This is a genomic window from Mycobacterium sp. MS1601, from assembly GCF_001984215.1.
GTDB lineage: Bacteria > Actinomycetota > Actinomycetes > Mycobacteriales > Mycobacteriaceae > Mycobacterium.
Map to the genome: position 1 here is coordinate 1,244,640 of NZ_CP019420.1, position 24,193 is coordinate 1,268,832.

A 24,193-nucleotide genomic window follows, 5' to 3' on the forward strand; every position below is an offset into this window, starting at 1 on the left:
GCGTCGACTGACTTAAGCTAGCCGACCATGGCAGTCGTTCCGATCCGCATCGTGGGGGACCCCGTCCTCCATACTCCGACACAGCCGGTGGAGGTCGGCGCGGGGGATCGATACCCGCCGACGTCACCGCGCTCATCACCGACATGTACGAGACCATGGACGCCGCATACGGAGTCGGGTTGGCGGCCAACCAGATCGGCGTCCCACTACGGGTGTTCGTCTATGACTGCGCCGATGATCGCAAGGGGTCCCAGCGCCGACGCGGTGTTGTGATCAACCCGGTGCTCGAGACCTCCGAGATCCCCGAGACCATGCCCGACCCCGATGACGACGACGAGGGCTGCCTGTCGGTACCCGGGGAGAACTTCCCGACCGGCCGGGCCACGTGGGCAAAAGTCACCGGACTCGACGCCGACGGCTCCCCCGTCGAGATCGAGGGCACCGGCCTGTTCGCGCGCATGCTGCAGCACGAGACCGGACACCTCGACGGCTTCCTCTACCTGGATCGGTTGATCGGCAGGCACGCCCGGGCCGCCAAGCGGGCCGTCAAGAAGCAGGGCTGGGGTGTTCCCGGCTTGTCCTGGACCCCGGGCGAGGGACCCGACCCCTTCGGGCATTGACCGAGCTTCCGGGGATCGGGAACCGGGTCAGCATCCGGTACCGGGTTCCCGAGGGGTTGACCGACGTCATCGGCCACCTGGACGCGGCGTTCCCGGTGGTGCTGGTGCGCACCGCGTCGGACGGGGTGGTCGCCGTCGATCCCGACACCATCGTCAGCGTCCGCGAACTCAGCGGCAGGCCGGTACGCAACTCCGAGATCCGCGCACTGGAGCACGCAGCCGCGCTGGCCTGGCCCGGCACCGAACACCAGTGGATCGGCGGGTGGTTGCTGCGGGCCGCTTCAGGTCACACCAGCCGCGCCAACTCTGCTGTCCCACTCCAGATGTCAGCGACACTGGCCGACCTGCCCGCCGTGGTCGACTGGTATCACGACCGCGGGCTGCCCGCGTGGCTGGCCCTGCCGGAGCGGCTGTTGAAGATCAGCGCGGCAGGCGTCAAGGACAACCGGGTACTGGTGCGCGATATCGGCCTGTCCCCCGCCGCGTCGGTGGGTTTCGCCGATCAACCGGACCCCGACTGGCTCCGCGTCTACGAACGACCGATTCCCGCCGAGGTGCTCACCGCGGTGGTCGACGGCGAGGTCACCTTCGCCTCCGTCGAGGGTTCCGCGGTGGGCCGCGGTGCTGTCACAGCGGCCCCGGATGGCGTTCGCTGGCTGGGCATCTCATCGGTGCGGGTCGCCGATGCGCAGCGGCGCCGAGGCCACGCGCGCGCGATCTGCCAGGGCTTGATGCACTGGGGCGCCGCGCGCGGTGCCACCCGGTGCTACGTGCAGGTGCTCGCCGACAACGAGGCCGCGATCGGACTGTACGAATCGATGGGCTTCACGCTGCATCATCGGGTGCGGTATGTGGAGGCGACGTCGGTCCTGGGGTGAGCCTGGTGACGAACCCGGCCAGGCTGGTCACATACAGCGACTGCGCGTCCCAGCCCGGCCCGGCGCCGAATTTGACCGACGTGCTGCCCAGCAGCACCGGAGTCAGCCGGCAGGCGGTTCGACGGTCGGGGTCGATCCGCACAACGGGCCCGAGATCCATCGCCAGATAGATCATTCCGTCCGGGCCGACGGTGAGATCGTCGGGAAAGCCGACCAGGCCGAACAGCCCGAGGTCGATCCGCTGCAGGATCCGGTGGGAGTCGGCGGCGTCGATGATCGCCAATGTGGACACCGGCGAGAAGTCCAGCGACGTGATCACGGCGTTACGACCGGGGTCATAGGCCACCCCGTTGGTCAACACGAGGTGTGGCGCGAAACGACTGCTGGTGGCGCCGTCGGCGCTGACGCGCGTCAATCCGGTGCTCAGGCCGAGGTTGCGGCTCACCACGAACGACCCGTCGGGCAGTCGGGCCATCCCGTTGGGCATCGTCAGACCGGATGCGACGGTGCGGGTTGCCCCAGTCGACAGGTCGAGTTCCACGATGGCACCGTTGCCGAGTCCGAACAGCCCGGCCCACAAGCTGTTTCCCGTGGTGAAGTAGGTGGTGTCGCCCTCGACGGTGATGCCACCGGGCGCGTCGAGACCATTGGCCAGCGTTGCCCCTGCGCCGTCCGCTCCCAATCGGTAGAGCTGACCTGCACCACCGACGGTGCGCGACAGCAGCATTGCGCCGGAACCGTCGAAGGCCAGGTTCTCCAGCGAACCGAGTCCGGACTTCACGGTGCTGACTGCCCACGGGCAGGACGGGATGCCCGCTTGGGCCGACGGCGCCGTCGTGATGCCCAGCAGTATCGCAGCGATGGCCACCACCGTCCGAATCCTTCGCCTCACCATATGCTCCCACCTGCGGGTACGAGGTCGTACCCAACGATGAGCTGACGGTACGGTACCGTACCCACGTCCGCAAGTGGAGAAGACGATGACCGAAGAACCAACCGACGGAACACGTGACCGGCTGTTGTCTGCATTCGCCGAACTGATCGACGAACGGGGTTACGCCCACACCAGCGTGGTGGACATCGTTCGTGTGGCCCGGGCCTCCAAACGCACCTTCTACGACCACTTCCCCAACAAGGAAGCGGCTTTCGTCGCGTTGCTGCTGCGTGCCACCGACGATCTGGCGGCCCGCATTCGCGCGACCGTCGACCCGGAGGCACCCTGGCAGGATCAGGTCACCCAGGCCGTCGAGGCCTACGCCGTCAACATCGAGGTGCGCCCTGCCATCGCCTTGAGCTGGATCCGTGACCTTCCCGCCCTCGGCGCCGCAGCTCGCCCCGGCCAGCGCCGCAACTTCGCGACACTGACTGCCATGATCATCGACCTCACCCGAAGCCCCGGCTTCGTTCGCGCCGACATCGCACCCCTGTCCGAAGACGCAGCCACGGTGCTGGTGGGTGGATTACGCGAGCTGGCCGCCAGGGCAGTCGAAGACGGCCGCGACATCCACAGCATCGTCGCCCCCGGCGCCGGCGCAGCGATAGCGCTGTTGAGCCACCCGGGCACAGACAGCTTCTAGGGTGGTCGCTATGCGATTGGCCACCTGGAATGTGAACTCGATCCGCACCAGGGTGGATCGGGTGACCGATTGGCTGGAGCGGGCCGACGTCGACGTCCTGGCCATGCAGGAGACCAAGTGCACCGACGCGCAGTTCCCGTCGATGCCGTTTGCCGCACTCGGCTACGAGGTGGCACACGTCGGGTTCAATCAGTGGAACGGGGTGGCCATCGCCAGCCGTGTCGGGCTGCAGGATGTCCAGATCGGGTTCGACGGACAACCGACCTGGAGCAGCAAGCCCGAGCTCGAAGCCGCGGCGGAAGCCCGTGCGCTCGGGGCCACCTGTGGCGGAGTGCGGGTGTGGAGCCTCTACGTGCCCAACGGCCGCAGCCTCGCCGACCCGCACTACGCCTACAAGCTGGATTGGCTTGCCGCACTGCGCGATACCGCAGCCGGCTGGCTGAAGGACGACCCGGCCGCACCGATCGCGCTGGTCGGTGACTGGAACATCGCCCCCACCGACGAAGACGTCTGGAGTGTCGAAGCCTATGAGGGCCACACCCATGTCTCGGCGCCGGAACGAGCGGCGTTCCAGGCCATGAACGACGCTCAATTCACCGACGTGGTACGGCCTTTCACACCTGGCCCGGGTGTCTACACCTATTGGGACTACACCCAGCTGAGCTTCCAGAAGCGCCGGGGTATGCGCATCGATTTCATCCTGGGCTCACCGGGACTGGCTACTGGTGTCCGTCATGCCGAGATCGGCAAAGACGAACGGCGCGGCAAAGGCGCCAGCGATCACGCTCCGGTGATGATCGATCTCGACGATCAACCGGGCGGCACCACACAGTAGGTGCGGGACGGCTGCGGGAACGCCGCACCCTGCGGACCCGCCGGGCACAGGGTCAGGTCCTCGGCTCCCTCGATGATCCTGTCGATCCTGGAGTTGGCGCTGGGGTCGGTGCAGTCGACCGGCTTGAACAACTGCGCCTCCGGAACCACGGTGAAGCATTCACCCTCGGCGACGTTCAAGACAAAACAGAACGTGTGGGAGTTGTTGAACAACACCGCATAACCGGAGTCTTCGCGCGAGCCGTCCGGACAGATGGCAGTGGGGCCCTCTGCCTGGTACGCCAGTTCGTAGACGGCTTCGGGATCGGCGCAGTCCGTCGGCTCCGGCGACATCTCGGCGGCCGCATACTGCCCAGCGGTGATGCACTGACCCACCTGCAGCCGCTGCGGCGAGTCGGGCGGCGCGGTCAGCGACAGCCGCGCCGAGGGCGCCGAATCCTGCGTCGCACCCAGCACGGCCAGCGCGGTGCCCGCCAGTCCCAGCACCAGCAGCCCACTGCCCAACACGATCATCGTGACGGCAGCCCAGCCGGGCCGGGAATGCGGTACCGGCGGCGGCAGAGGAAGTTCCGGCGGTGGGTGCCAGCCGGGCGGGAGGTTCGGTGGTGGTTGCCAGTAGGGCGGTGTCCGATCCCTTGAGGCGGCCCGCTGACTCCGGATTCCCAGCACCAGCAATATCAGCCCCACCACCGGTATCACCAGCATCACTGCGACGTAACCGAGGGATTCACCCACCCCAGCAGCAACCATCAGCGTTTCCCCCACCCATGGGGCCCAGTGTGCCACCACCAATTAGCTGGCGCCGATCGGCAGCTGACACGTTGCAGAATCCGAGACCGAGTCGGGCAAGATGTCTGGGTGCCCCCCTCAGGTGTGAAAAGGCTGCTACGGGCACTGACCCGACTGCTGTCGCTGCGGACCATCGTGATCATCTCCGAAATCGGTGTGATCGCCACGGTGCTGATCCTCGGCGCCTGGGTGTGGACCGGGATCACCAACGAGCAGTACAGCCAGCTGGACCGGCGACTGGACTCGGTGAGCAGTCTCGGCGACTTCTCCAACCTGCTCAGCGCGCCCAGCGCCGGTGACGTCGACCAGGTGACCCCGGACGGGAACCTGGTCCGCACAGCGCGCATCGGCGGAGTCACGGTGTCAGCGCCGCCGTCGATCGTGCTGCCCGAGCTCGATACCGGCTACACCAACACCACCATCGACGGCGTCGAATACCGGGTGCGCACCTTCGCCGCCGGCCCGGCCTCCATCGCCCTCGGTGCGCCCGTCGCCGAGACGGAGCGGCGCATCGACGCCCAGCACCTGCGGGTGATGATCATCTGCGGCAGCGTCATCGCGGGCACGTTCGTGGTGGGCTGGTTCATCTCACTGATCATGGTCAACCCGTTCCGATTGCTGGCCCAGCAGGCCAGGGCCATCAACGCCCAGTCCAACCCGGACGACGTGCAGGTGCGTGGTGTGCGGGAAGCCGAGGAGATCGCCGAGGCTGTCGAGGGCATGCTGGCGCGCATCGGCACCGAACAACAGCGCACCAAAGAGGCACTGGAGTCGGCCCGCGACTTCGCCGCGGTGGCATCCCACGAACTGCGCACACCGTTGACGGCCATGCGCACCAATCTCGAAGTGCTCTCGACGCTGGATCTGGACCGTCCCCAGCGCGAGGAACTGGTCAGCGACATCATGCGCACCCAGACACGCATCGAGGCCACGCTGACAGCGCTGGAGCGGTTGGCGCAGGGCCAGCTCACCACCGCCGACGACCATGTGCCGTTGGACATCACCGAATTGCTGGACCGCGCGGCCCATGACGCCATCCGCAGCTATCCGGACCTCAAGGTGTCGCTGGCGCCGTCGCCGACGGTGTTGATGCTGGGCCTGCCCGCGGGGCTGCGGCTGGTGATCGACAATGCGATCGCCAATGCCGTCAAACACGGTGGTGCCACCGAGGTGCAGCTGAGCGCGGTCAGCTCGGCGGCCGGGGTGGAGATCGCCGTCGACGACAACGGCTCCGGTGTGCCCGAGGCCGAACGCAGCGAGGTCTTCGAGCGCTTCGCCCGCGGCTCGACGGCCTCCCGCTCGGGTTCCGGCCTGGGCCTGGCGCTGGTGGCGCAGCAGGCCGAATTACACGGCGGCACAGCGGCGTTGGAGAAAAGCGAACTCGGCGGCGCGCGGTTGGTGCTGCGACTGCCGATCGTGCACTAACTCTTGACGCCCACGGTGATCAGATCGGACAGCAGCTGGGTCCACAGCGGCCGCGCCACGCGGTGCTGATCGGCCACGGTCAGGCCGGCATCGGTGAACAGCGTGTGCATCTCCCGCGGTGAGGGGATGTGCGCCGGATTGCGCAGATCGGCCGAGAGCCGCTGCAGGGGCAGCCGGGGACCGATGGTGGTCACCGCCACCAGCCCACCGGGCGCCAGCACGCGGTGGAACTCGCGCAGCGCCGCGGGCTGATCGAAGAAGTGGAACGCCGAGGTGGTGACCACGGCATCGAGGAATTCGTCGGCGAACGGCAGTTCCTCGGCAGGGCCTTTCATCCAGCGCACCCGGTCGCTGCGTTGCCGGGCCTGCGCCAGCATGCCGTCGGACATGTCCACGCCGTACACCTCGTCGGGGCGCAGCTCACGCTCGATGCGGTCGGTGAGGATCCCTGTGCCGCAAGCGATATCGGCGACACGTTGCGATCCTCGGGAGCGTAGCGTGTTCACCACCTCGTCCTGGGCCGGCCGGTAGACCCAGCGCTGCAGACACGGCTGGTTGTACGCCGGAGCAGCAAAGCTCCAGAACTTCGTGATCGAGTCGTTCAGGCCGCGTCGTTGCGTCTGCTGTGCACCCATGTACCCGAGTGTAGGCACGGGTATCGGTCGTCCCGGGGTTGTCGGTGCCCCGGTCTAGCGTTCACCCCATGAGTACGAACAACGAGATTCTCACCGCGCTGGACAGCATCGAGGTGGCGCTGCGCACCGTCGCAAGACTGCCTCTGGAGCAGATGCGGCCCGTCGATCAGCGGGCGCTGCTGTTACGTGTGGAAGAGGCGGGGAAACAGTTGGCGGCTTTCGACCGCAAGGTGCTGCGCACGCTGGTCACCGGGCCCAAGCCGGTGCAGTTCGGCGACAGTTCGTGGGCTGACGTGCTGGCACGACGGCTGCGCATTTCCGTCGGTGAAGCACAGCGCCGCATCACCGAAGCGCTGCATGAGGAGCCGAGAAGCGCCTGAGCGGCAACCGGACCCCTTCGCCCTAGGTGACCAGTGCCACCGAGTTGGCGCGGCGCAGCTTGCCCGAGGGCGTCTTCGGGATGGTGCCCGGTCCGAGGACAACGACGTTGCGCGGACGGACGTCCACCTCGGTCACCACCTCGTGGGCCACCTGGCGCTCGATGCGGTGCACCTCGTCGGGGTCCTGGTAGGCGTTGGATTCGACGGCGACGGCGAACGTCTCGCGCGAGTGTCCGGCGTCCAGCCGGACGGCGACGGCGCACCCGGGGCGCACACCCTCGACGCGGCCGGCGGCCCGCTCGATATCGGTCGGGTAGATGTTGCGCCCGGCCATGATGATGACGTCCTTGACGCGGCCACAGACCACGACGTGCCCGTTGTCGGTCAGGTAGCCGAGGTCGCCGGTGTCGTACCAGCCGTGCTCGTCCTGGGCGGGGATGAATCCGCCCATGGTGATGTAGCCGGGCGTCAGGCACTCACCGCGCAGCTCGATCACCCCGACGCCGCGAGGCGGCATGACATTGCCGTGCTCGTCGACGATGCGGGCCTCCAGATCGGTCAGCAGCGGGCCCAGGGTGGCCAGGCGACGGGTGTTGCCCTTGGTGGCGGGAACAGCCTGCCGCAGGGCCGCCAGCAGGTCGGCATCCACCTCGTCGACCACCAGGCCGGCGTTGCACTCGGAGAACGACACCGCCAGCGTGGTCTCGGCCATGCCGTAGGCAGGCAGGATCGCCGAGGATTTCAATCCGAACGGCTTGCCGGCGTCCAGCAGGTCCTCGACGTCGGCGGGTTCCACCGGCTCGGCGCCTGAGAGTGCGAACCGCAGCGTGGACAGGTCGAACTGGCCGGGCTGAGCCTGGCGGCGCAGACGCTTGGCCAGCAGGGCATAGGCGAAGTTGGGGGCCGCCGTCATGGTGCCCTTGTACTTGTCGATCAGTTTGGCCCACAGCAGGGTGTCGCGCAGGAAGTCCATCGGCGTCACCTTGACCAGTTCGGCGCCGAAGTACATGGGGATGGTGAGGAAACCGACCATGCCCATGTCGTGGAAGCAGGGCAGCCAGCTGACCATGACGTCTTTGTCGACGTTGTACTCCGCGCCGATGAACATGGCCTCGGCGTTGGAGTAGATGTTGCGGTGCGTGATCTGCACGGCCTTCGGGGACCCGGTGGAACCGGAAGTCAGCTGCATCAGCGCCAGGTCGTCCTCGCCGGTCTCCACCGGGTCGATGGGCTCGGCGGCCAGCAGATCACCCACCGTGAGCACCTGGATGCCCTTTTCTTCGAGCACCGGGATGGCCGCCACGAACGGCTCGGCCACCACCACGGCCTTGGCCTCGATCATCTGGATCACCGTGAGGGTGTCCTCGGCCCACACCGCCAGATCGGTGCGGGGGGTCGGCTGATGCAACATCGTCAAGCTGGCGCCGCGCATCCACAACGCCTGGGCGGTCGGAGCGATCTCGACGGGGTATCCGGCCAGCACACCGATGGCGTCTCCGGGTCCGACACCACCGGCGGCCAGGCCCCCGGCGATACGGCGGGCGCGCTCGTGCACTTCGCCCCAGGTGTGGCGGACCGGCTCGTGCGGCTCACCCGTGACCATGCCCTTCGAACTGGTCGCGGCGTTGTAGTACATCTTCTCGGTGAACCTGCTCACGAGGACCTCCTCGGCTTCCGGAGCGACTCGAACGTATGGGATGTCTGCTGCGGACCATAAGAGGCGCGCGCACACGATAGAGCTGCGGTTAGGTCTCGAATCGGCTGAGAATCGGCAGCGGGTCCGGCACTGGAGGTGCGGTTGTCACAACGCCCGCCGACGGAATCGGAGGGCGTTGTCGATGCATCGCGTGTCAGTCCGGTACTCACCACCGCGAGCCATCTTAAACTCCTCTTAAGTAACTGCCAAACGTTACCGATGGCGTCACTGCCCCAGACGGGTGGGCACCACCCGCGCTCCCTGCACCGGCCCGCTGGCCACCCGCACTGTCCGGCACACGCCGGCACCGGCCAATTCTGTCCCGACATCCACCGCGGCGCCCGCCGAAGCGCACAAAAAAGCGCAGGTGGGTCCCGACCCGGAGACGATCCCCGCCAGCGCCCCGGCCTCCATCCCGGCCCGCAGAGTGCGGCGCAATCCCGGATCGAGGCTGAGCGCTGCGGCCTGCAACTCATTGCCCAGCAGCGGGGCAAGCTGCGCCGGATCGCCCGCCGCGAGCGCGGCCAGCAGCGGCTCGGTGTCACCCAGCCGCGGCGGATCCCCGGCCTCACGCAGGCGGTCGATCTCGGCGAACACCTTCGGCGTGGACAATCCGTCGGTGCCGAAGGCAAGCACCCAGTGGAAGGTGTTGCGCGCCAGGACGGTCGCCAGTTCCTCACCGCGGCCGGTGCCCAGCGCGGTGCCCCCGTGCAGCGCGAAGGGCACGTCACTGCCCAGTTCGGCGGCCAGTGCGTGCAGGTCTCGGCGCGGCACGCCCTGCTCCCAGAGGTGGTTGACGGCCACCAGCACCGCGGCGGCGTCGGCACTGCCACCTGCCATGCCGCCGGCAACGGGAATCGCCTTGTCGATGGTGATCGCCACATCGGGGGTGCGCCCCACGTGCTCGGCCAGCAGCTCGGCAGCCTGCCAGGCGAGGTTGCGCTCGTCGACGGGCAGGAACTCCGCGCCCTCCCCCACGATGTCCAGCGACATCACATCGGCGGTGCGGACGGTGATCTCGTCGAACAGCGAGACGGCGTGGAAGACAGTGGTCAGTTCGTGATACCCGTCGTCGCGGGTGTCGCCGACGGCGAGGAACAGATTGACCTTGCCCGGCACGCGTACGGTCACCGATCCAGTCGGTACCCACTCTGCGGCGGTGCTTCCGTCGGATGCGGACACCGCACGAGCCTAACGGTATGAGGGGTGTCGATGCCGAGGCCCGCAACTACCATCAGAGCGTGCCGCATCCAGCAGGGGACTTCAACGGTTACGCCATCGGCAAAGTCCTCGGACACGGCGGCAGCGCCACCGTGTATCTGGCCCGTCAGCTGACCGACGGCGATCGCGAGGTGGCGCTGAAGGTTCTGGCGCCGGGCCACCGCACCGAGTCCCGACTCACGCGGATCTCCCGCGAATTCGATTTCGCCCGGCAGTTGGACCACCCGCACATCATCGAGATGTACGACCGCGGGCCGGACTGGTTGGCCATGCAGTATGTCGATGGCGGCAATGTCGCCACGCTGCACAGTGTGGATCTGCGGCTGCAGGCACTCGCGCAGATCGCGGATGCACTGGACTTCGTGCACCGTCATGGCATCGTGCACTGCGACGTGAAGCCGGCGAACATCTTGGTGCACAAGGATTTCGGCGCCCGGGGCGCGGTGCTCATCGATTTCGGCGTCGCCCACTCCGTGGCCGCCGACATGGCGCAGCGATTGTCTCGTGATGTCGCGGGCAGACTCTCGCTGGATCCCGCCAAACGCATCACCCACGCGCCCACCGAGCATGCCGCCACGGTTCAGGCGTCGTTGCCCTACGCGGCGCCGGAACTACTCTCCGGCCGCACTCCGTCGGCGGCCACCGATGAGTACGCACTGGCATGCACCGCCGTCGAATTGATCACCGGCACAACACCATTCGTCGCACCTACGGCGGGCGCCCTGATCGACGCGCAGCTACGTCAGCCGCCGCCGAAGATATCGCGCCAACTGTCGTGGGTACCGCACGCCTTCGATTCCATCCTCGCGAAGGCCCTGGCCAAAGATCCCGACGCCAGGTATGAAACCTGCGCCGAGATGGTGGCTCTGATCACCCGGGTGCTGCGCCGTCGAGAGCACGACTAGCTGACCCCGGACACGAGCTACAGCTGCGGTGCGCTCTGCTGCTCGGTGCTGGGCTCGGCTGCGGTGCCGGAACGCTGAAGGAGCCGGACGAACTCTGCGACGCTCAGTGTCTCACCGCGGCGGGCCGGATCGATACTCGCTGCCAGCAGCCGGGATGCGGACTCGTTGCCCGAACCGGCCCACTCCAGGAAGGCGTTGCGGGACGTCTTGCGGCGCTGTGCGAAGGCGATGTCGACCAGCTCGAACACCTGGTCACGGAAGCCTTCTTCAGCGGGCCAGGGCGAGGTCTCGTAGCGGTCGATGCGCACCAGGCCCGAGTACACCCGTGGGATGGGCCAGAACACGGTCGGCGAGACCATGCCGAAACGACGGACCCGCCCGTAGAAGCGGACCTTCACGCTGGGCACGCCGTAGTCCTTGCTGCCCGGTTCAGCAGCCAGCCGCTCGGCCACCTCGGCCTGCACCATCACCATGACGGTGCGGATGGAGGGGAACTCCGCGAGCAGATGCAACAGCGCCGGGACGGCGATGTTGTACGGCAGGTTGGCCACCAGCGCCGTCGGCTCCTTCTCCAGCTCCGACTTGCGGAGGGTCAGGATGTCCTGGTTGAGCACCGTCAACCGGTGGATCTCGCTGTGGGAATGCTCGGCGATGGTCTGCGGGAGACGGCCGGCGAGCACCGGGTCCACCTCGACGGCGGTGACGGTAGCGCCACGGTCGAGCAATCCGAGGGTCAACGACCCCAGACCGGGCCCGACCTCGATGACGTTGTCGTGGCGGTTGACTCCCGATGCGGAGACGATACGGCGCACGGTGTTGGCGTCGTGGACGAAGTTCTGACCCAGAGATTTGCGGGGTCGGAAGTCGAGTTCCTTCGCCAAGTTCCTGATCTCGGTGCGACCGAGGAGACGAATGGTCATGAAACCCCTGTCCTACTGCTGCACGTTGGCCAAGCGCCCCAGCCCTGGCGCGCCCGCGTTACTTCAGCAATCGCGATTTGTTCCTCACGAGTTGCTAGATCTGCACGGGAAGCATAGCGCAGGCCGCCCTGACGCTCCCACGTGTTTTGGTCAAATTGAACACCGCCGAAATAGCCGTTGCCAGTATTGATGGCCCAGTTCCCGCCGGATTCGCATCGTGCGAGTGCGTCCCAGATCAGTCCGTTGCTCACCGGGGGAACCTCGGTTCCCGGCTTTGCACCGACCCGAAGGACGGATGCGCGCGCCGGAGTGACAACCGAGTTCGCCACGGGCAAGCGGCCGGTGACTTCCCCGTTGACAGTGGCCACTGCAAACGTGACGTCCTGTGTCCCAGGCGTTCCCGGGTCCTCGACCACCTGCCGGCTCATGTTCATCGTCGGGTCCTCGATGCGTTGCGCCTGCGGCTGCAGCGGCAACCGCTCGGTGACCTTCTCCATGCGGATCCGCGTCACCTGGATCTGCATACCCGCAACCACCGGCGATGACGCATCAGGCACCACCCGGTCGTTTTGCTCGAGTGGCACACCGGCGGCAGCAAGCAGTCCGGCGACGTCCGGGGCGGCGAGGTTCACGGTACGAACCACCCCGCCATCGTCGATTTGCACGGGCTTCGCGCTGACGACCGGAAGTGCCATTCCTTCGAGCGGGAGACGGCTGCCGCGGGAGGCCGCGGCGGGTGCGGTGTCGGTCATCGCGAGCTGCGCCAGCGCCTCGTCCACCGTGGTCGCGGTGGTCCACACGTGTTTGGTGTCCTGGCCGTCGAAGGAGATCTCCAGCGGCTTGCTGCGGCGCAGGACGATGGCTTGGGCCTCGTCAACACGCTGATCTCCGGCGGGGAACAGGTCGTCACGCTCGCCGACGTGGTAGCCGTTCTCGGTCACGACGTCGATGACGCGGGATTTCATGGTGGTGACTGTCATCGCCACCCCGTCAACCGTCAAAGTGACGGTTTTGTGCGCCGTGACCGCGAAGCCACCGGCGACGGCGAGAACAACCAGCAGTGCTGCAACCAGGATCCGCAGAATGGGCGAGCGTGTCTGATGAAGTTCGGTCAATACGTTCAACGTGCCAATATCCCGGTTCCGTCCATGACGAGGGTCCTGTTGGGCCCGCGTTTATCACGAGACGGTAACGAACCCGGGAGACGGGGGGCAACTCAGCGACGACCGCCATGGCCCCGACCTCCCTCTTAATTGACGCGTCTATCAACACTTGAATTCAAAGAGTACACTCTGGTCGCGTTTGCTGCCGTGTTCCTGGCAAGGACGTCCGCGGGCACATCGAGGAGCTCGGAAAGCGCCCTAACCGTGTACGGCAGACAGTACGGCTCATTGGGTGCACCCCGGTACGGATGGGGTGTCAGAAACGGTGCATCCGTCTCCACTAAAAGCAGGTCATCGGGAATGAGTGCGGCAGCGTCGCGCAGTGCGTGCGCGTTCTTGAAGCTGACCGTCCCCGACAGACTCAGATACCAGCCCTCGGCCGTGCACCGACGCGCCATCTCCGCGTCGGAGGAAAAGCAGTGAAAGATAACCGTGTCCGGTGCGCCAACGCTGTCGAGGACGTCCAACACCGCTGCATCGGCGTCGCGATTGTGGATCATCAACGGCTTGCCTGTCCGCTTCGCCAGATCGATGTGCCACGCAAATGCCTCTCGCTGAACCGCCGGATCGGCACAGCCGTCGAGGCGGCCCGGCCAGTACAGATCCATACCGGTCTCGCCGATGGCCACCACCCGCGGGTCCGCGGCCAGTTGTTCGAGTTCGGCACGGGCGGCATCGTCGAGGGCACCCGCCCGCGTGGGATGCAACGCGACGGCCGCGTACACGCGCGGATCCCAGTGTGCGGCCTGCACCACCCAGCGGGCCGAGTCCAGATCGTCGGCGATGGTGACCACCGCCCCCACCCCCGCCGCCTGCGCGCGGTCCAGGATCTCGGCGACGCTCGCGGCGTCGGTGGCCCCGCAGGCGTCCAGGTGGGTGTGGGCGTCGATCAGTGGCGCCAACGGCGTCGGCAGCGGCGGGGCCTCACGGCCGCCTGAACGTTTCGAACTCACCGCCACACCATAAGGTGGAAGACCTGATGAGCGACCCTTACTACCTCACCACCGCGATCGCGTACCCCAACGGCGCACCGCACGTCGGGCACGCCTACGAGTACGTCGCCACGGACGCCATCGCGCGCTTCAAGCGGCTCGACGGATTCGACGTCCGCTACCTGACCGGCACCGACGAGCACGGCTTGAAGATGGCGCAGACCGCCGCCGCCGAGGGCATCCCCACCGCGGAGCTGGCCCGGCGCAATTCCGATGTGTTCCAGCGGCTGCAGGAGGCGCTGGGGGCGTCGTTCGACCGCTTCATCCGCACCACCGACGCCGACCACATCGAGGCGTCCAAGGCCATCTGGGCCGCGATGAACGCCAACGGCGACATCTATCTGGATTCGTATGCGGGCTGGTACTCGGTGCGCGACGAACGGTTCTTCGCCGTCGACGAGACCGAAGAACTACCCGACGGCACCCGGATCGCCACCGAGACAGGCACCCCTGTCACCTGGACCGAAGAGCAGACCTACTTCTTCCGGCTGTCGGCCTACACCGACAAACTGCTCGAGCACTACCGGACACATCCGGAGTTCATCGCGCCCGAGGTGCGCCGCAACGAGATCGTCAGCTTCGTCTCCGGCGGGCTGACCGACCTGTCGATCTCGCGCACCACCTTCGACTGGGGTGTGCCGGTACCCGATCACCCCGACCATGTGATGTACGTCTGGGTGGACGCGCTGACCAATTACCTCACCGGCGTCGGCTACCCGGACACCGACTCCGAGTCGTTCCGCCGGTTCTGGCCGGCCGATCTGCACATGATCGGCAAGGACATCATCCGGTTCCACACCGTGTACTGGCCGGCGTTCCTGATGTCGGCCGGACTGCCGCTGCCCAAGCGCGTCTTCGCCCACGGGTTCCTGTTCAACCGCGGCGAGAAGATGAGTAAGTCGGTGGGCAACGTGGTCGACCCGCTGGCCCTGGTGGACGCCTTCGGCCTGGATGCCGTCCGGTTCTTCCTGTTGCGGGAGGTCCCGTTCGGCCAGGACGGCAGCTACAGCGAAGACGCGATCATCTCGCGCATCAACACCGACCTGGCCAACGAGCTGGGCAACCTGGCGCAACGGTGTCTGTCGATGGTGGCCAAGAACCTCGGCGGGGTGGTACCCGACCCGGGTGCACTCGGCGACGACGACACCGCGCTGCTGGCCGAGGCCGGATCCCTGTTGGAGAAGTCGCGGAGCGCGTATGACCAGCAAGCCATGCACCAGTCGCTGGAGTCGATCTGGCTGACCCTGGGCGCCACCAACCGCTACTTCTCGGCGAACGAACCGTGGAAGCTGGCCAAATCCGAGAGCCCCGCCGACCAGCAGCGGTTGCGCACCGTGCTCTACGTGACCATGGAGGTGGTCCGGATCGCCGCCCTGCTGGTGCAGCCGGTGATGCCGACATCGGCGGCCAAGCTCCTGGACCTGCTGGGCCAGCCGGCCGAGCAGCGCGACTTCACCGCCATCTCGACACCGCTGGCCGTCGGCACGCAGTTGCCGGCCCCCAGCGGGGTGTTCCCGCGCTACCAGATTCAGTGACCCCGCCCGGTCGACGAGCCCGAGGAACGAGGGGGAGAGAGGGCCGGGCGAAGTGATCCCAGTCACAACCTGTCACAGCCGATAAGCCCGCGGTGTCTCGAGGTCAGACGGTCCCCACCCGGGGCCCGCAGATCTCGGAGGAACCCGACATGAGTGACACCCGTGCGATCGTGATCGGCGGCGGCTACGCCGGCGTGCTCGCCGCCAACCGCCTCACCCAGCAGTGCACGGTCACGCTGATCAATCCACGCCCGACATTCGTCGAGCGCATCCGGTTGCATCAGCTGGCTGCGGGCAACGACGACGCCGTTGAGGGCTACGACAGCCTGCTACACCCCGATGTCGAGCTGGTGGTGGACACCGCGGTGCGCATCGATGCCGAGGCGCAGGCGGTGACGCTGGCCTCCGGTGCGCAGCTGGACTACGACTACCTGGTGTACGCGGTGGGCAGCACCGGTTCGGTGCCTGCCGCGGTGGCTGGGGCTGCCGAATTCGGCTATCCGCTCAGTGAACTCGAGCAGGCTGCGCGGCTGCGCGACCGGCTGGCGGATGTGCCGCTGTCGACGCCGGTCGTGGTGGTGGGCGGTGGTCTCACCGGCATCGAAGCGGCCTCGGAATTCGCCGAGCGGGGCCGTGCCGTCACCATGGTCACCGATGTCCTCGGACCGTCGCTGTCCGCGGCCGGGCGTAGGTCGGTGGCCAAGCGGCTGCGCAAGCTCGGCGTCGAGGTCGTTGATGGGGCCCGGGTCGCTCACGTCGCAGCGCAGTGGATCGAACTGGCCGACGGTCGCCAACTACCCAGCGCCGCCACCGTCTGGACCGCAGGGTTCGGGGTGCCGACGCTGGCGCGAGACAGCGGGCTGTCCACGGATGCGTTGGGCCGCTTGCTCGTCGATGAGACACTGACCAGCGTGGACCACCCCCGGATCGTCGCCGCCGGTGACGCGGCCACCCCATCGAACCTGCCACTGCGAATGAGCTGCCAGGCCGCCCTGCCCATGGGCGCTCAGGCCGCCAACACCGTGCTGGCCCGCATCGCGGGCACCGACGCCGCGCAGCTGACCCAGGTGATGACCGGGCAGTGCATCAGCCTGGGCCGCGGTGGTGGCACCATCCAGCTGGCCCACACCGACGACACGGTGCGCAATCTCTACATCGGCGGCCGCACAGCGGCTTTCCTCAAGGAACAGGTATGCAAGGGCACGCTGGGCTTCCTGCGCAAGGAGGCCCGCAAGCCCGGCTCGTACTTCTGGGTCAAGGGCGGCAAGCGCGACCGCCGGCTCGCCGAGCAACCGGTTGGCGCCCGATGAGTGAGCACTCCGAGCGGTTCACCAGCCTACGGCCGTTGTTGTTCACCATCGCCTACGAAATCCTGGGTACCGCAACGGAATCCGACGATGTTCTGCAGGAGAGTTATCTGCGCTGGGCCGAGGTGGACCTGGAGCGGGTCACCGATACCAAGGCCTATCTGGCCCAGCTGGTGACCAGGCAATCGCTGAATGCGTTGCGGCAGAGTTCGCGAAGGCGCGAGGAGTACGTCGGGCCGTGGCTGCCGGAGCCGCTGCTGATCGACGCCGGAGCGGACGCGTCGGCCGATGTCGTGTTGGCCGAATCGGTGTCGATGGCCATGATGGTGGTGCTGGAGACGCTGACCCCGGACGAGCGAGCGGTGTTCGTCCTGCGTGAGGTGTTCGGGTTCTCACATGACGAGATCGCCTCGGCGATCGGCAAATCCACGGCCGCGGTGCGTCAGATGGCCCACCGCGCCCGCGAACACGTGCAGGCGCGTCGCAAGCGGTTCACCCCTGTCGACCCGCAGGAGTCTGCGGAGTTGACCACCCGGTTTTTCGCGGCGGCAGCCGGTGGCGATCTGCAGGCTCTGGTGTCGATGCTGGCACCAGATGTGGTGTGGACCGCCGACAGTGACGGCAAGGTCAGCGCCGCCCGCAGGCCGGTGTCCGGTGCGGTCAACGTCGCCAGGCTGATAGTGGGCCTGATCCGGTTGGGAGGCGAGGCGGGCCGGGTGCAGCCGGCCGTCTTCAACAACACCCCGGCGCTGCTGACTTATCTGGGCGACGAACTGGCCGGTGTCGTCGTGATGGAGTTCACCGACGGCCTGGTCTCCAATTTCTACGCCATGCGCAATCCGGCGAAGCTGGGCACAGTGCTGGTGCCCCGGCAGATCGGCCGCTGAGGTCCCGGTCTGCCAAGCTGGACCCGTGCGTATCGAGCGGCTGGGCGACCTCGGCGGGTTTCCCGCCCTACTGCGCGCCGTCGCCGCAGCCACCACCCGGCTGGGTCTGGCGCCGCCGGCGGCGCTGTCGGGCGACTGGTTCGGTTCCAGCGCAGTGATCGCTCCGACGGTCCGCGCGGAGCCCACCGCACCCACGGACGTCTTCGCCGTCGCTGCCGCACAGCACCCGTCTGCGGTGGGGGGCGGCTGGATCGGCTACCTGTCCTATCCCGAGGACGCCGGCACACCCTCGCGTTTACCCGAGTCTGCGGGCGGCTGGACCGACTGTGTGCTGCGGCGCGATCTCGACGGCTGCTGGTGGTTCGAGGATCTGACCGGGGCGCCCATGCCGGGCTGGCTGGCGGACGCGCTGCGCACCCCGGCCGCACCGGCGCCGTGGCGCATCAGCTGGACCGCCCCCGACCGCGCCGCCCACGAGGCGGGCGTGCTGGCCTGCCTCGAGGCGATCAGCGCCGGTGAGGTGTACCAGGCCTGCGTCTGCACGCAGTTCACGGGGATTCTCGACGGGGCCCCACTGGATTTCTTCGCCGACGCCGTCCGCCGCACCTCGCCCGCGCGGGCGGCGTTCGTGGCAGGTGAGTGGGGTGCGGTGGCATCGTTGTCGCCCGAGCTGTTCCTGCGTCGCCGGGCCGACGCCGTGTGGTCGAGTCCCATCAAGGGCACGCTGCCGTTGCACGCGGACCCGGCGCTGCTGCGCGAGTCTGTCAAGGATGTGGCCGAAAACGTGATGATCGTGGACCTGGTGCGCAACGACCTGGGCCGCGTGGCCACCACCGGGAGCGTGCGGGTGCCCGAACTGCTGACCATCCAGCCCGCACCCGGCGTGTGGCACCTGGTGTCGACGGTGACCGCGCAAGTGCCTGGGGAGGTGTCGAACCAGATGCTGCTGGATGCCACATTCCCGCCCGCGTCAGTCACCGGAACGCCGAAACAGCGCGCCCGCGAACTGCTTTCCCAGTGGGAGCCGCACCGGCGCGGGGTGTACTGCGGCACCGTCGGGCTCGCATCCCCCATCGCGGGCACCGAACTCAATGTCGCCATCCGCACGGTGGAGTTCGACGCCGGTGGCAACGCGGTGCTCGGTGTCGGCGGTGGTATCACCGCGGACTCCGACCCGGCGGCGGAGTGGAACGAGTGTCTGCACAAGGCATCACCCACTCTGCACCTCACAGCAGATGAGGTCACTCCCGCGACTTGAGCACTCCCGACTTCACCACCGCTTCGTAGAGTTCGCGCCGCGACGGCGCACCCGGATGGCTCGCCACCACCTGCGCGCAGGCGTCCTTCACGCGCATGCCGTCGGCCGCGAGTTCTTCCACCTCGACAACCAGGGCGTCCAGGTCCGCCGACGGCACCGCCCCCGCGAGCACCACGGTGATCTCCCCCAGCACCCCGTCTGCCGCCCACTCCGCCAACTCCGCCAACGTGCCGCGGACGATCTCCTCGTGGGTCTTGGTCAGCTCGCGGCACACGACCACGCGGCGCTGTCCACCCAAAGCGTCGGCCGCATCGCGAAGGAGTTCGGCGAGTCGGCGCGGCGATTCGAAGAAGATGCAGGTGCGCTGCTCCCCGGCCAGCGTCGCGAACCAGGCCTGACGGCCCTTGCGGGGTGCGAAACCTTCGAAGCAGAACCTATCCGACGGCAGGCCCGAGACGGCCAAGGCGGTGGTGACCGCTGACGGACCGGGCAGACATGTCACCGGAACTCCGGCGTCCACACACATCGACACCAGGCGGTAGCCCGGGTCGGAGATCAGCGGCATCCCCGCGTCGGTGACAGCCAGTACCGTCGCACCCGATTTCATGTCCTCGATCAGGGCAGGTGCCCGCGTCGACTCGTTCTGGTCGAACAGGCTGACCACCTTGCCCACCATCCGCACCTCCAGGGCGGTGGCCAGCGCGCGCACCCGGCGGGTGTCCTCGGCGGCGACGATGTCGGCGGTGGCCAGGGCGTCCCGCAACCGTGCCGAAGCGTCCGACGGCTGCCCCAGCGGAGTGGCTCCCAGCAACAGTCGGCCACCACTCATGAACCACAGCCTACGATCGTGTGCGATGACCGCTCCCTCCACCGTGACACCGGAGCGTGCCGTACCCGTGATCAGCCCCGGCCCGCTCGTCCCCGTCGCCGATTTCGGACCCGTCGACAAGGCCAACGGCTGGATCATGACGGCCGTGGTGACGGCGCTGGCGTTGGTGACGCGGTTCCTGAACCTGCAGTCGCCGACCGACAGCGGCACCCCGGTGTTCGACGAGAAGCACTACGCGCCGCAGGCCTGGCAGGTGCTGCACAACGGTGGCATCGAGGACAATCCGGGCTACGGGCTGGTGGTGCACCCGCCGCTGGGCAAGCAGCTGATCGCGGTAGGCGAATGGATCTTCGGCTACAACGGCCTGGGCTGGCGGTTCACCGGGGCGCTGCTGGGAGTGCTGATGGTGGCGTTGGCGGCCAGGACGGTGCGACGGATCAGCCGCTCGACACTGGTCGGCGGGCTGGCCGGGGTGCTGCTGGTGGCCGAGAGCGTGTCCTTCGTGACGGCGCGGACGGCGCTGCTGGACGGCTTCCTGGTGTTCTTCGTGGTGGCCGCCTTCGGCGCGCTGATCGTCGACCGTGACCAGATGCGCGAGCGAATGCACACCGCGCTGCTCGAGGGCCGCATCAACGAGACGCCCTGGGGCCCCCGGCTCGGCGTGCGGTGGTGGCGGTTCGGCGCCGGTGTGCTGCTGGGTCTGGCGTTGGCGACGAAGTGGTCCGGGCTGTACTTCATGCTGTTCTTCGGTTTGATGTCGCTGGCGTTCGATGTCGCCGCGCGGCGCCAGTACCGGGTGCCGCGGCCCTGGCTGGGCACAGTGCGCCGCGACCTGGGCCCGTCGGCCTATGTCTTCGGGCTGATTCCGCTGGCGGTGTACCTGGGCAGCTACTGGGGCTGGTTCGCCTCGGAGACCGCGGTGGATCGGCATGCCGCGGGCGACGACATAGGCGAGCGGCAATGGTGGCAGCTCCCCGACGCCATCCGCTCGCTGTGGTACTACACGGCCAAGGCCTACGAGTTCCACGCCGGACTCACCAACGCGGCGGGCAACCACCACCCGTGGGAGTCCAAGCCGTGGACGTGGCCGATGTCGCTGCGGCCGGTGCTCTATGCGATCGATCAGGAGAACGTCCCGGGTTGCGGCGTGCAATCTTGTGTGAAGGCCGTGATGCTGGTCGGCACACCTGCGATGTGGTGGCTGGCCGTGCCGGTGCTGGTCTACGCGCTGTGGCGGTCGGTGTTTCGCCGCGATTGGCGCTACGCGGTGGTGCTGGTGGGCTACTGCGCCGGCTGGTTGCCCTGGTTCGCCGAGATCGACCGGCAGATGTACTTCTTCTACGCCGCCACCATGGCGCCGTTCCTGGTGATGGCGATCGCGCTGATCTGCGGCGACATCCTGTACAAACGCGGGCAGAACGCCGAGCGCCGCACTCTGGGTCTGCTGGTGGTGTGCTTTTACACCGCGGTGGTGCTGACCAACTTCGCGTGGCTGTTCCCGGTGCTCACCGGGCTGCCCATTTCCCAGGCCACCTGGAACATGCAGATCTGGCTGCCCAGCTGGCGGTAGGAAGCTGGCGGTAGGAAGTGTCCTTCGCGGGTGCTCTGGTCGGAACGTCGCTCACGGTCGTGAATCCGTCAGCGAACCGCCCCATCCACAACCATGGTGTACGTCTGGGTCATAGCACCGACTGAGGTACTTCTCACCCTCCAGAGATCGCCGCGCGTCCACAGCCTTCACCGCCGCGACGGGCGCCACGACGACGTGTGTGCCTGCGGTGCTGCACGATTTCGCACATGCGCCCATTTCTGGGGTCCGAAGCGCTTGCACTGGGAGTACTCACCCGGGGGCAGCTGCGGTGGCGGTACACCCCGATCCTGCCGGATGTCTACGTGCCGAAGGACTGGCCGGCGCTCGATGCCTGGCACTGGGCCGAAGGGACGTGGTTGTGGACCGGCCGGGCCGGTGTCATCACGGGCCTGGCCGCCGCCCACATGCTGGGGGCCTACCGCATTCCCTTCACCGGGCCCGTCGAGGTCATCACTTCGAAACGGCGGCCGCCGAAGGAGGTGTGCGTACGCGCGGAGCAGATCGCCGACGACGAAATCATCCGGTGGCCCGACTGTCACCTCACCACCGCCGCGCGGACCGCAGTGGACATCGGCCGCCGACGGCCGAGGGACGAGGCCGTGGCCATCCTCGATGCGCTGGCCCACGGCAGCTGCCTCACCGCGTCGGAAGTACTGCACGTGGCAGACAGATATGCGGGCACCCCGGGCATCGGCAACGCCCGATTGGCCGCCGTCCTGATGGACGGCGGTGCGTTGTCACTGCGGCAAACGCGACTACGGCTGGACCTGTTCGACCGGGGATTGCCTTGGCCGCAGACCCAGATCACCATCGGCGATGACGGGAGCAGCACCACGATCTCGCTCGGCTGGCCATGTTGGAAAGTGGCCGTGATGTTCCTGCCGGACCAGATTGCCGCCCACCCGAGCCTGCTGCGCCAACACGAGATTCAACACGATGTGCTGCAAGCCCAGGGCTGGTTCACCGTCTGGACCGCCGAACGCTACTTTCCTCGAATCCTGGCTTCCCGGGTGTCCGCAGCCATCAGGACCCAGAAGCGACGGGGTGTCGAAGCCGGGTTCACAGCGGATCGCGCGCCGCCGGGCAAGACATGCAGCGTGGACCGCCGCGGCCGGTGCCCAACTCCGAGGCCGAGATGCGCAACACCTCGATGCCCGAATCCTCCAGGCGTGCATTGGTTTCGGTGTTGCGTTCGTAGGCGACGACGACGCCGGGAGCCAACGCCAGGGTGTTGTTGCCGTCGTCCCACTGCTCACGCTCGGCGGTGACGGGGTCCAGGCCGGTGTCGATCACGCGCAGCTTCTCGATACCCATGGCGTCGGCGGCGGCGTTGACAAAGGGTGCCGCCCGGTCGATCTTCACCCCGCCGCTGTCCACGCGGTGAATGGTGAAGGCGGACAACGAATCCACAATGTTCGGGTACATCACCACCGCGTCGGTGTCGACCATCGTGCACACCGTGTCCAGGTGCATCTGGGCCCGCTCCTGGGCGATCGGCACCGCCAGCACGGTATGGGCCAGGTTGTCGTCGAACAGGCTGCGCGCCAGGGCTTCCGCACCGGCTGGAGTGGTGCGCTCCCCCACTCCCACGGCCACCACGCCCGGTGCCAGCAGCAGCACATCGCCGCCTTCCACCGGGGCCGACCGCGACTCGTAAGCCCGTCGCACCCCCAGGAAACGCGGGTGGTGGGCATAGATGAGGTCGGTCAGCGACGTCTCCCGCATACGGGCGGGCATGGCAAGGGAGGTGATGGCCACCCGCGGGCCGATCCAGAACGACGAGTCGCGGGTGAACAACAGGTTGGGCAGCGGGTCGATCACGAAGTCGGCGCCGTGATGCATCCGGCGCACCAGCGACAGCTCCTGCTCACCGAAGGGCAGCTCGTCGAACGTCATGCCCGCCATCAGCACATGGGCCAGCGAGGCCGCGTCGAGGGTGCGCAGGTAGGTAGCGAGCTCCTGAGACAGCGGCAGGCCGAGGCGTCGGGAATCCACCGCCGCGGAGATGCCGTGCATGCGCGCCGCACCGCTGGCCAGGGCCTCGGCCAACAGCTCGGGCAGCAGCAGCACCTCGACATCGCGGGAGCGCAGCAGTGCGGCGAAGGCGTCGTGCTCCTCCTGTGCCCGCGACACCCAGGGCAGGCCGTCGAACAGCAGTGTGTCGTTGTTGCGCGGGGTCAGCCGCTGCAGTTCGGCGCCGGGGCGATGCAGGATCACCGTACGCAGCCTGCCAACCTCTGAATTCGATCCCAGTGCAGCGACACTCACGCTTAGCACCGTAGCGCGATTTGCCGCCTCAACTATTGTTCAGGTGTATGGAGTCCCACGAACTGGCACCCGGTGAGCTGGCACACCGGGCCGGCGTCGCCGTCTCCGCACTGCATTTCTACGAGCGCGAAGGCCTGATCAGCAGCCGTCGCACCTCCGGCAACCAGCGCCGCTACAGTCGCGACACCCTGCGCCGAGTGGCTTTCATCCGGATGTCCCAGCGCCTGGGCATCCCGCTGGTCCGGGTGCGCGAGGCGCTGGCCACGTTGCCATCGGATCGTGTCCCCACCAGCAAGGACTGGGCCCGACTGTCGGCCGGATGGCGTCAGGATCTCGACGACCGCATCCTGCACCTGCAGCGACTTCGCGACAATCTGGCCGATTGCATCGGCTGCGGCTGCCTGAGCCTGAAGAGCTGCCTGCTGAGCAACCCCGGGGACGTGCTCGCCGAAAACGGGCCGGGCGCCGCGCGACTCTAGTTGA

22 protein-coding genes and 1 pseudogene are annotated in these 24,193 nt (G+C 67.6%); 13 read left to right on the forward strand and 10 right to left on the reverse strand.

Features of this window, described 5'->3' with window-relative positions:
• The first annotated feature begins 27 nt into the window (after positions 1 to 27).
• Positions 28 to 620 (forward strand): annotated as a pseudogene (locus BVC93_RS06030) (peptide deformylase).
• Positions 617 to 1,498 carry an N-acetylglutamate synthase, CG3035 family gene (locus tag BVC93_RS06035; protein WP_083736374.1) on the forward strand — a complete coding sequence of 294 codons (882 nt, stop codon included), beginning with the start codon at positions 617 to 619 and terminating at the stop codon, positions 1,496 to 1,498. The pseudogene BVC93_RS06030 and the gene BVC93_RS06035 overlap by 4 nt, the downstream one beginning before the upstream one ends.
• On the opposite strand, the gene BVC93_RS06040 is transcribed toward BVC93_RS06035, so the two are convergent.
• A complete protein-coding gene (locus BVC93_RS06040; RefSeq protein WP_236950263.1) occupies positions 1,446 to 2,369 on the reverse strand; it encodes an SMP-30/gluconolactonase/LRE family protein in 924 nt (307 codons plus the stop codon). The two genes, BVC93_RS06035 and BVC93_RS06040, sit on opposite strands and share 53 nt — an antisense overlap.
• Positions 2,370 to 2,478: 109 nt before the next feature.
• Here BVC93_RS06040 and BVC93_RS06045 point away from each other — a divergent pair, with 109 nt between their 5' ends.
• Both BVC93_RS06045 and BVC93_RS06050 read left to right on the forward strand, forming a co-directional pair.
• Positions 2,479 to 3,075: a TetR/AcrR family transcriptional regulator gene (locus tag BVC93_RS06045; RefSeq protein WP_083740838.1), complete on the forward strand. Its 597-nt coding sequence runs from the start codon at positions 2,479 to 2,481 to the stop codon at positions 3,073 to 3,075.
• Between the two features lie 10 nt (positions 3,076 to 3,085).
• Complete coding sequence (locus tag BVC93_RS06050; RefSeq protein ID WP_083740839.1) at positions 3,086 to 3,910, forward strand: exodeoxyribonuclease III; 825 nt, start codon at positions 3,086 to 3,088, stop codon at positions 3,908 to 3,910.
• On the opposite strand, the gene BVC93_RS06055 is transcribed toward BVC93_RS06050, so the two are convergent.
• Entirely contained in the window at positions 3,886 to 4,659 is a 774-nt protein-coding gene (locus tag BVC93_RS06055) for an LppU/SCO3897 family protein (protein WP_157516789.1), read from the reverse strand. The two genes, BVC93_RS06050 and BVC93_RS06055, sit on opposite strands and share 25 nt — an antisense overlap.
• Positions 4,660 to 4,767: 108 nt before the next feature.
• Here BVC93_RS06055 and BVC93_RS06060 point away from each other — a divergent pair, with 108 nt between their 5' ends.
• Entirely contained in the window at positions 4,768 to 6,123 is a 1,356-nt protein-coding gene (locus BVC93_RS06060) for a sensor histidine kinase (RefSeq protein WP_157516790.1), read from the forward strand.
• On the opposite strand, the gene BVC93_RS06065 is transcribed toward BVC93_RS06060, so the two are convergent.
• Complete coding sequence (locus tag BVC93_RS06065; protein WP_083736377.1) at positions 6,120 to 6,758, reverse strand: class I SAM-dependent methyltransferase; 639 nt, start codon at positions 6,756 to 6,758, stop codon at positions 6,120 to 6,122. The two genes, BVC93_RS06060 and BVC93_RS06065, sit on opposite strands and share 4 nt — an antisense overlap.
• Before the next feature lie 68 nt (positions 6,759 to 6,826).
• On the opposite strand from BVC93_RS06065, the gene BVC93_RS06070 reads away from it, so the two are divergent.
• On the forward strand, positions 6,827 to 7,138 hold the full coding sequence (locus BVC93_RS06070) for a hypothetical protein (protein ID WP_083736378.1): 312 nt from the start codon (positions 6,827 to 6,829) through the stop codon (positions 7,136 to 7,138).
• Between the two features lie 22 nt (positions 7,139 to 7,160).
• On the opposite strand, the gene BVC93_RS06075 is transcribed toward BVC93_RS06070, so the two are convergent.
• Positions 7,161 to 8,795 carry a fatty acyl-AMP ligase gene (locus BVC93_RS06075; RefSeq protein WP_083736379.1) on the reverse strand — a complete coding sequence of 545 codons (1,635 nt, stop codon included), beginning with the start codon at positions 8,793 to 8,795 and terminating at the stop codon, positions 7,161 to 7,163.
• Between the two features lie 264 nt (positions 8,796 to 9,059).
• A complete protein-coding gene (locus tag BVC93_RS06080) occupies positions 9,060 to 10,016 on the reverse strand; it encodes a 4-(cytidine 5'-diphospho)-2-C-methyl-D-erythritol kinase (protein WP_083736380.1) in 957 nt (318 codons plus the stop codon).
• 17 nt (positions 10,017 to 10,033) lie between these two features.
• Between BVC93_RS06080 and BVC93_RS06085 the strand changes: the two genes are divergently transcribed.
• The gene (locus BVC93_RS06085) at positions 10,034 to 10,960 is read left to right on the forward strand and encodes a serine/threonine-protein kinase (protein ID WP_083736381.1); all 927 of its coding nucleotides are present in this window, start codon (positions 10,034 to 10,036) and stop codon (positions 10,958 to 10,960) included.
• 17 nt (positions 10,961 to 10,977) lie between these two features.
• Here the strand turns inward: BVC93_RS06085 and rsmA are convergent, their stop codons facing one another.
• The 3 genes from rsmA to BVC93_RS06100 form a co-directional block, all read right to left on the reverse strand.
• Positions 10,978 to 11,880 carry a 16S rRNA (adenine(1518)-N(6)/adenine(1519)-N(6))-dimethyltransferase RsmA gene (gene rsmA / locus BVC93_RS06090; RefSeq protein WP_083736382.1) on the reverse strand — a complete coding sequence of 301 codons (903 nt, stop codon included), beginning with the start codon at positions 11,878 to 11,880 and terminating at the stop codon, positions 10,978 to 10,980.
• A complete protein-coding gene (locus BVC93_RS06095) occupies positions 11,877 to 13,004 on the reverse strand; it encodes a resuscitation-promoting factor (protein ID WP_083736383.1) in 1,128 nt (375 codons plus the stop codon). The genes rsmA and BVC93_RS06095 overlap by 4 nt, the downstream gene beginning before the upstream one ends.
• Positions 13,005 to 13,129: 125 nt before the next feature.
• Positions 13,130 to 14,002 (reverse strand): TatD family hydrolase, encoded by an 873-nt coding sequence (locus tag BVC93_RS06100; protein WP_192860211.1) that lies wholly within the window; start codon positions 14,000 to 14,002, stop codon positions 13,130 to 13,132.
• Between the two features lie 20 nt (positions 14,003 to 14,022).
• On the opposite strand from BVC93_RS06100, the gene metG reads away from it, so the two are divergent.
• The 4 genes from metG to BVC93_RS06120 all read left to right on the forward strand — a co-directional run bounded on the left by metG (position 14,023) and on the right by BVC93_RS06120 (position 19,022).
• Positions 14,023 to 15,570, forward strand: coding sequence for a methionine--tRNA ligase (gene metG, locus BVC93_RS06105; RefSeq protein ID WP_083740842.1), 1,548 nt, complete (start codon positions 14,023 to 14,025; stop codon positions 15,568 to 15,570).
• Positions 15,571 to 15,719: 149 nt separating this feature from the next.
• Positions 15,720 to 16,880: an NAD(P)/FAD-dependent oxidoreductase gene (locus BVC93_RS06110; RefSeq protein WP_083740843.1), complete on the forward strand. Its 1,161-nt coding sequence runs from the start codon at positions 15,720 to 15,722 to the stop codon at positions 16,878 to 16,880.
• Positions 16,877 to 17,764, forward strand: a complete 888-nt coding sequence (locus BVC93_RS06115; protein WP_083736384.1) for an RNA polymerase sigma-70 factor — start codon at positions 16,877 to 16,879, stop codon at positions 17,762 to 17,764. The genes BVC93_RS06110 and BVC93_RS06115 overlap by 4 nt, the downstream gene beginning before the upstream one ends.
• A gap of 25 nt (positions 17,765 to 17,789) precedes the next feature.
• Positions 17,790 to 19,022: an aminodeoxychorismate synthase component I gene (locus BVC93_RS06120; RefSeq protein WP_083736385.1), complete on the forward strand. Its 1,233-nt coding sequence runs from the start codon at positions 17,790 to 17,792 to the stop codon at positions 19,020 to 19,022.
• Here the strand turns inward: BVC93_RS06120 and rsmI are convergent.
• Positions 19,006 to 19,851, reverse strand: coding sequence for a 16S rRNA (cytidine(1402)-2'-O)-methyltransferase (gene rsmI / locus BVC93_RS06125; protein WP_083740844.1), 846 nt, complete (start codon positions 19,849 to 19,851; stop codon positions 19,006 to 19,008). The genes BVC93_RS06120 and rsmI overlap by 17 nt on opposite strands.
• A 25-nt stretch (positions 19,852 to 19,876) precedes the next feature.
• On the opposite strand from rsmI, the gene BVC93_RS06130 reads away from it, so the two are divergent.
• On the forward strand, positions 19,877 to 21,421 hold the full coding sequence (locus BVC93_RS06130) for a dolichyl-phosphate-mannose--protein mannosyltransferase (RefSeq protein WP_083736386.1): 1,545 nt from the start codon (positions 19,877 to 19,879) through the stop codon (positions 21,419 to 21,421).
• A 1,080-nt stretch (positions 21,422 to 22,501) separates the two neighbouring features.
• Here BVC93_RS06130 and arcA read toward each other — a convergent pair.
• Positions 22,502 to 23,710 carry an arginine deiminase gene (arcA, locus tag BVC93_RS06135; protein WP_083736387.1) on the reverse strand — a complete coding sequence of 403 codons (1,209 nt, stop codon included), beginning with the start codon at positions 23,708 to 23,710 and terminating at the stop codon, positions 22,502 to 22,504.
• A 47-nt stretch (positions 23,711 to 23,757) separates the two neighbouring features.
• Here arcA and soxR point away from each other — a divergent pair, with 47 nt between their 5' ends.
• Positions 23,758 to 24,189: a redox-sensitive transcriptional activator SoxR gene (gene soxR / locus BVC93_RS06140; RefSeq protein ID WP_083736388.1), complete on the forward strand. Its 432-nt coding sequence runs from the start codon at positions 23,758 to 23,760 to the stop codon at positions 24,187 to 24,189.
• Positions 24,190 to 24,193 lie beyond the last annotated feature (4 nt).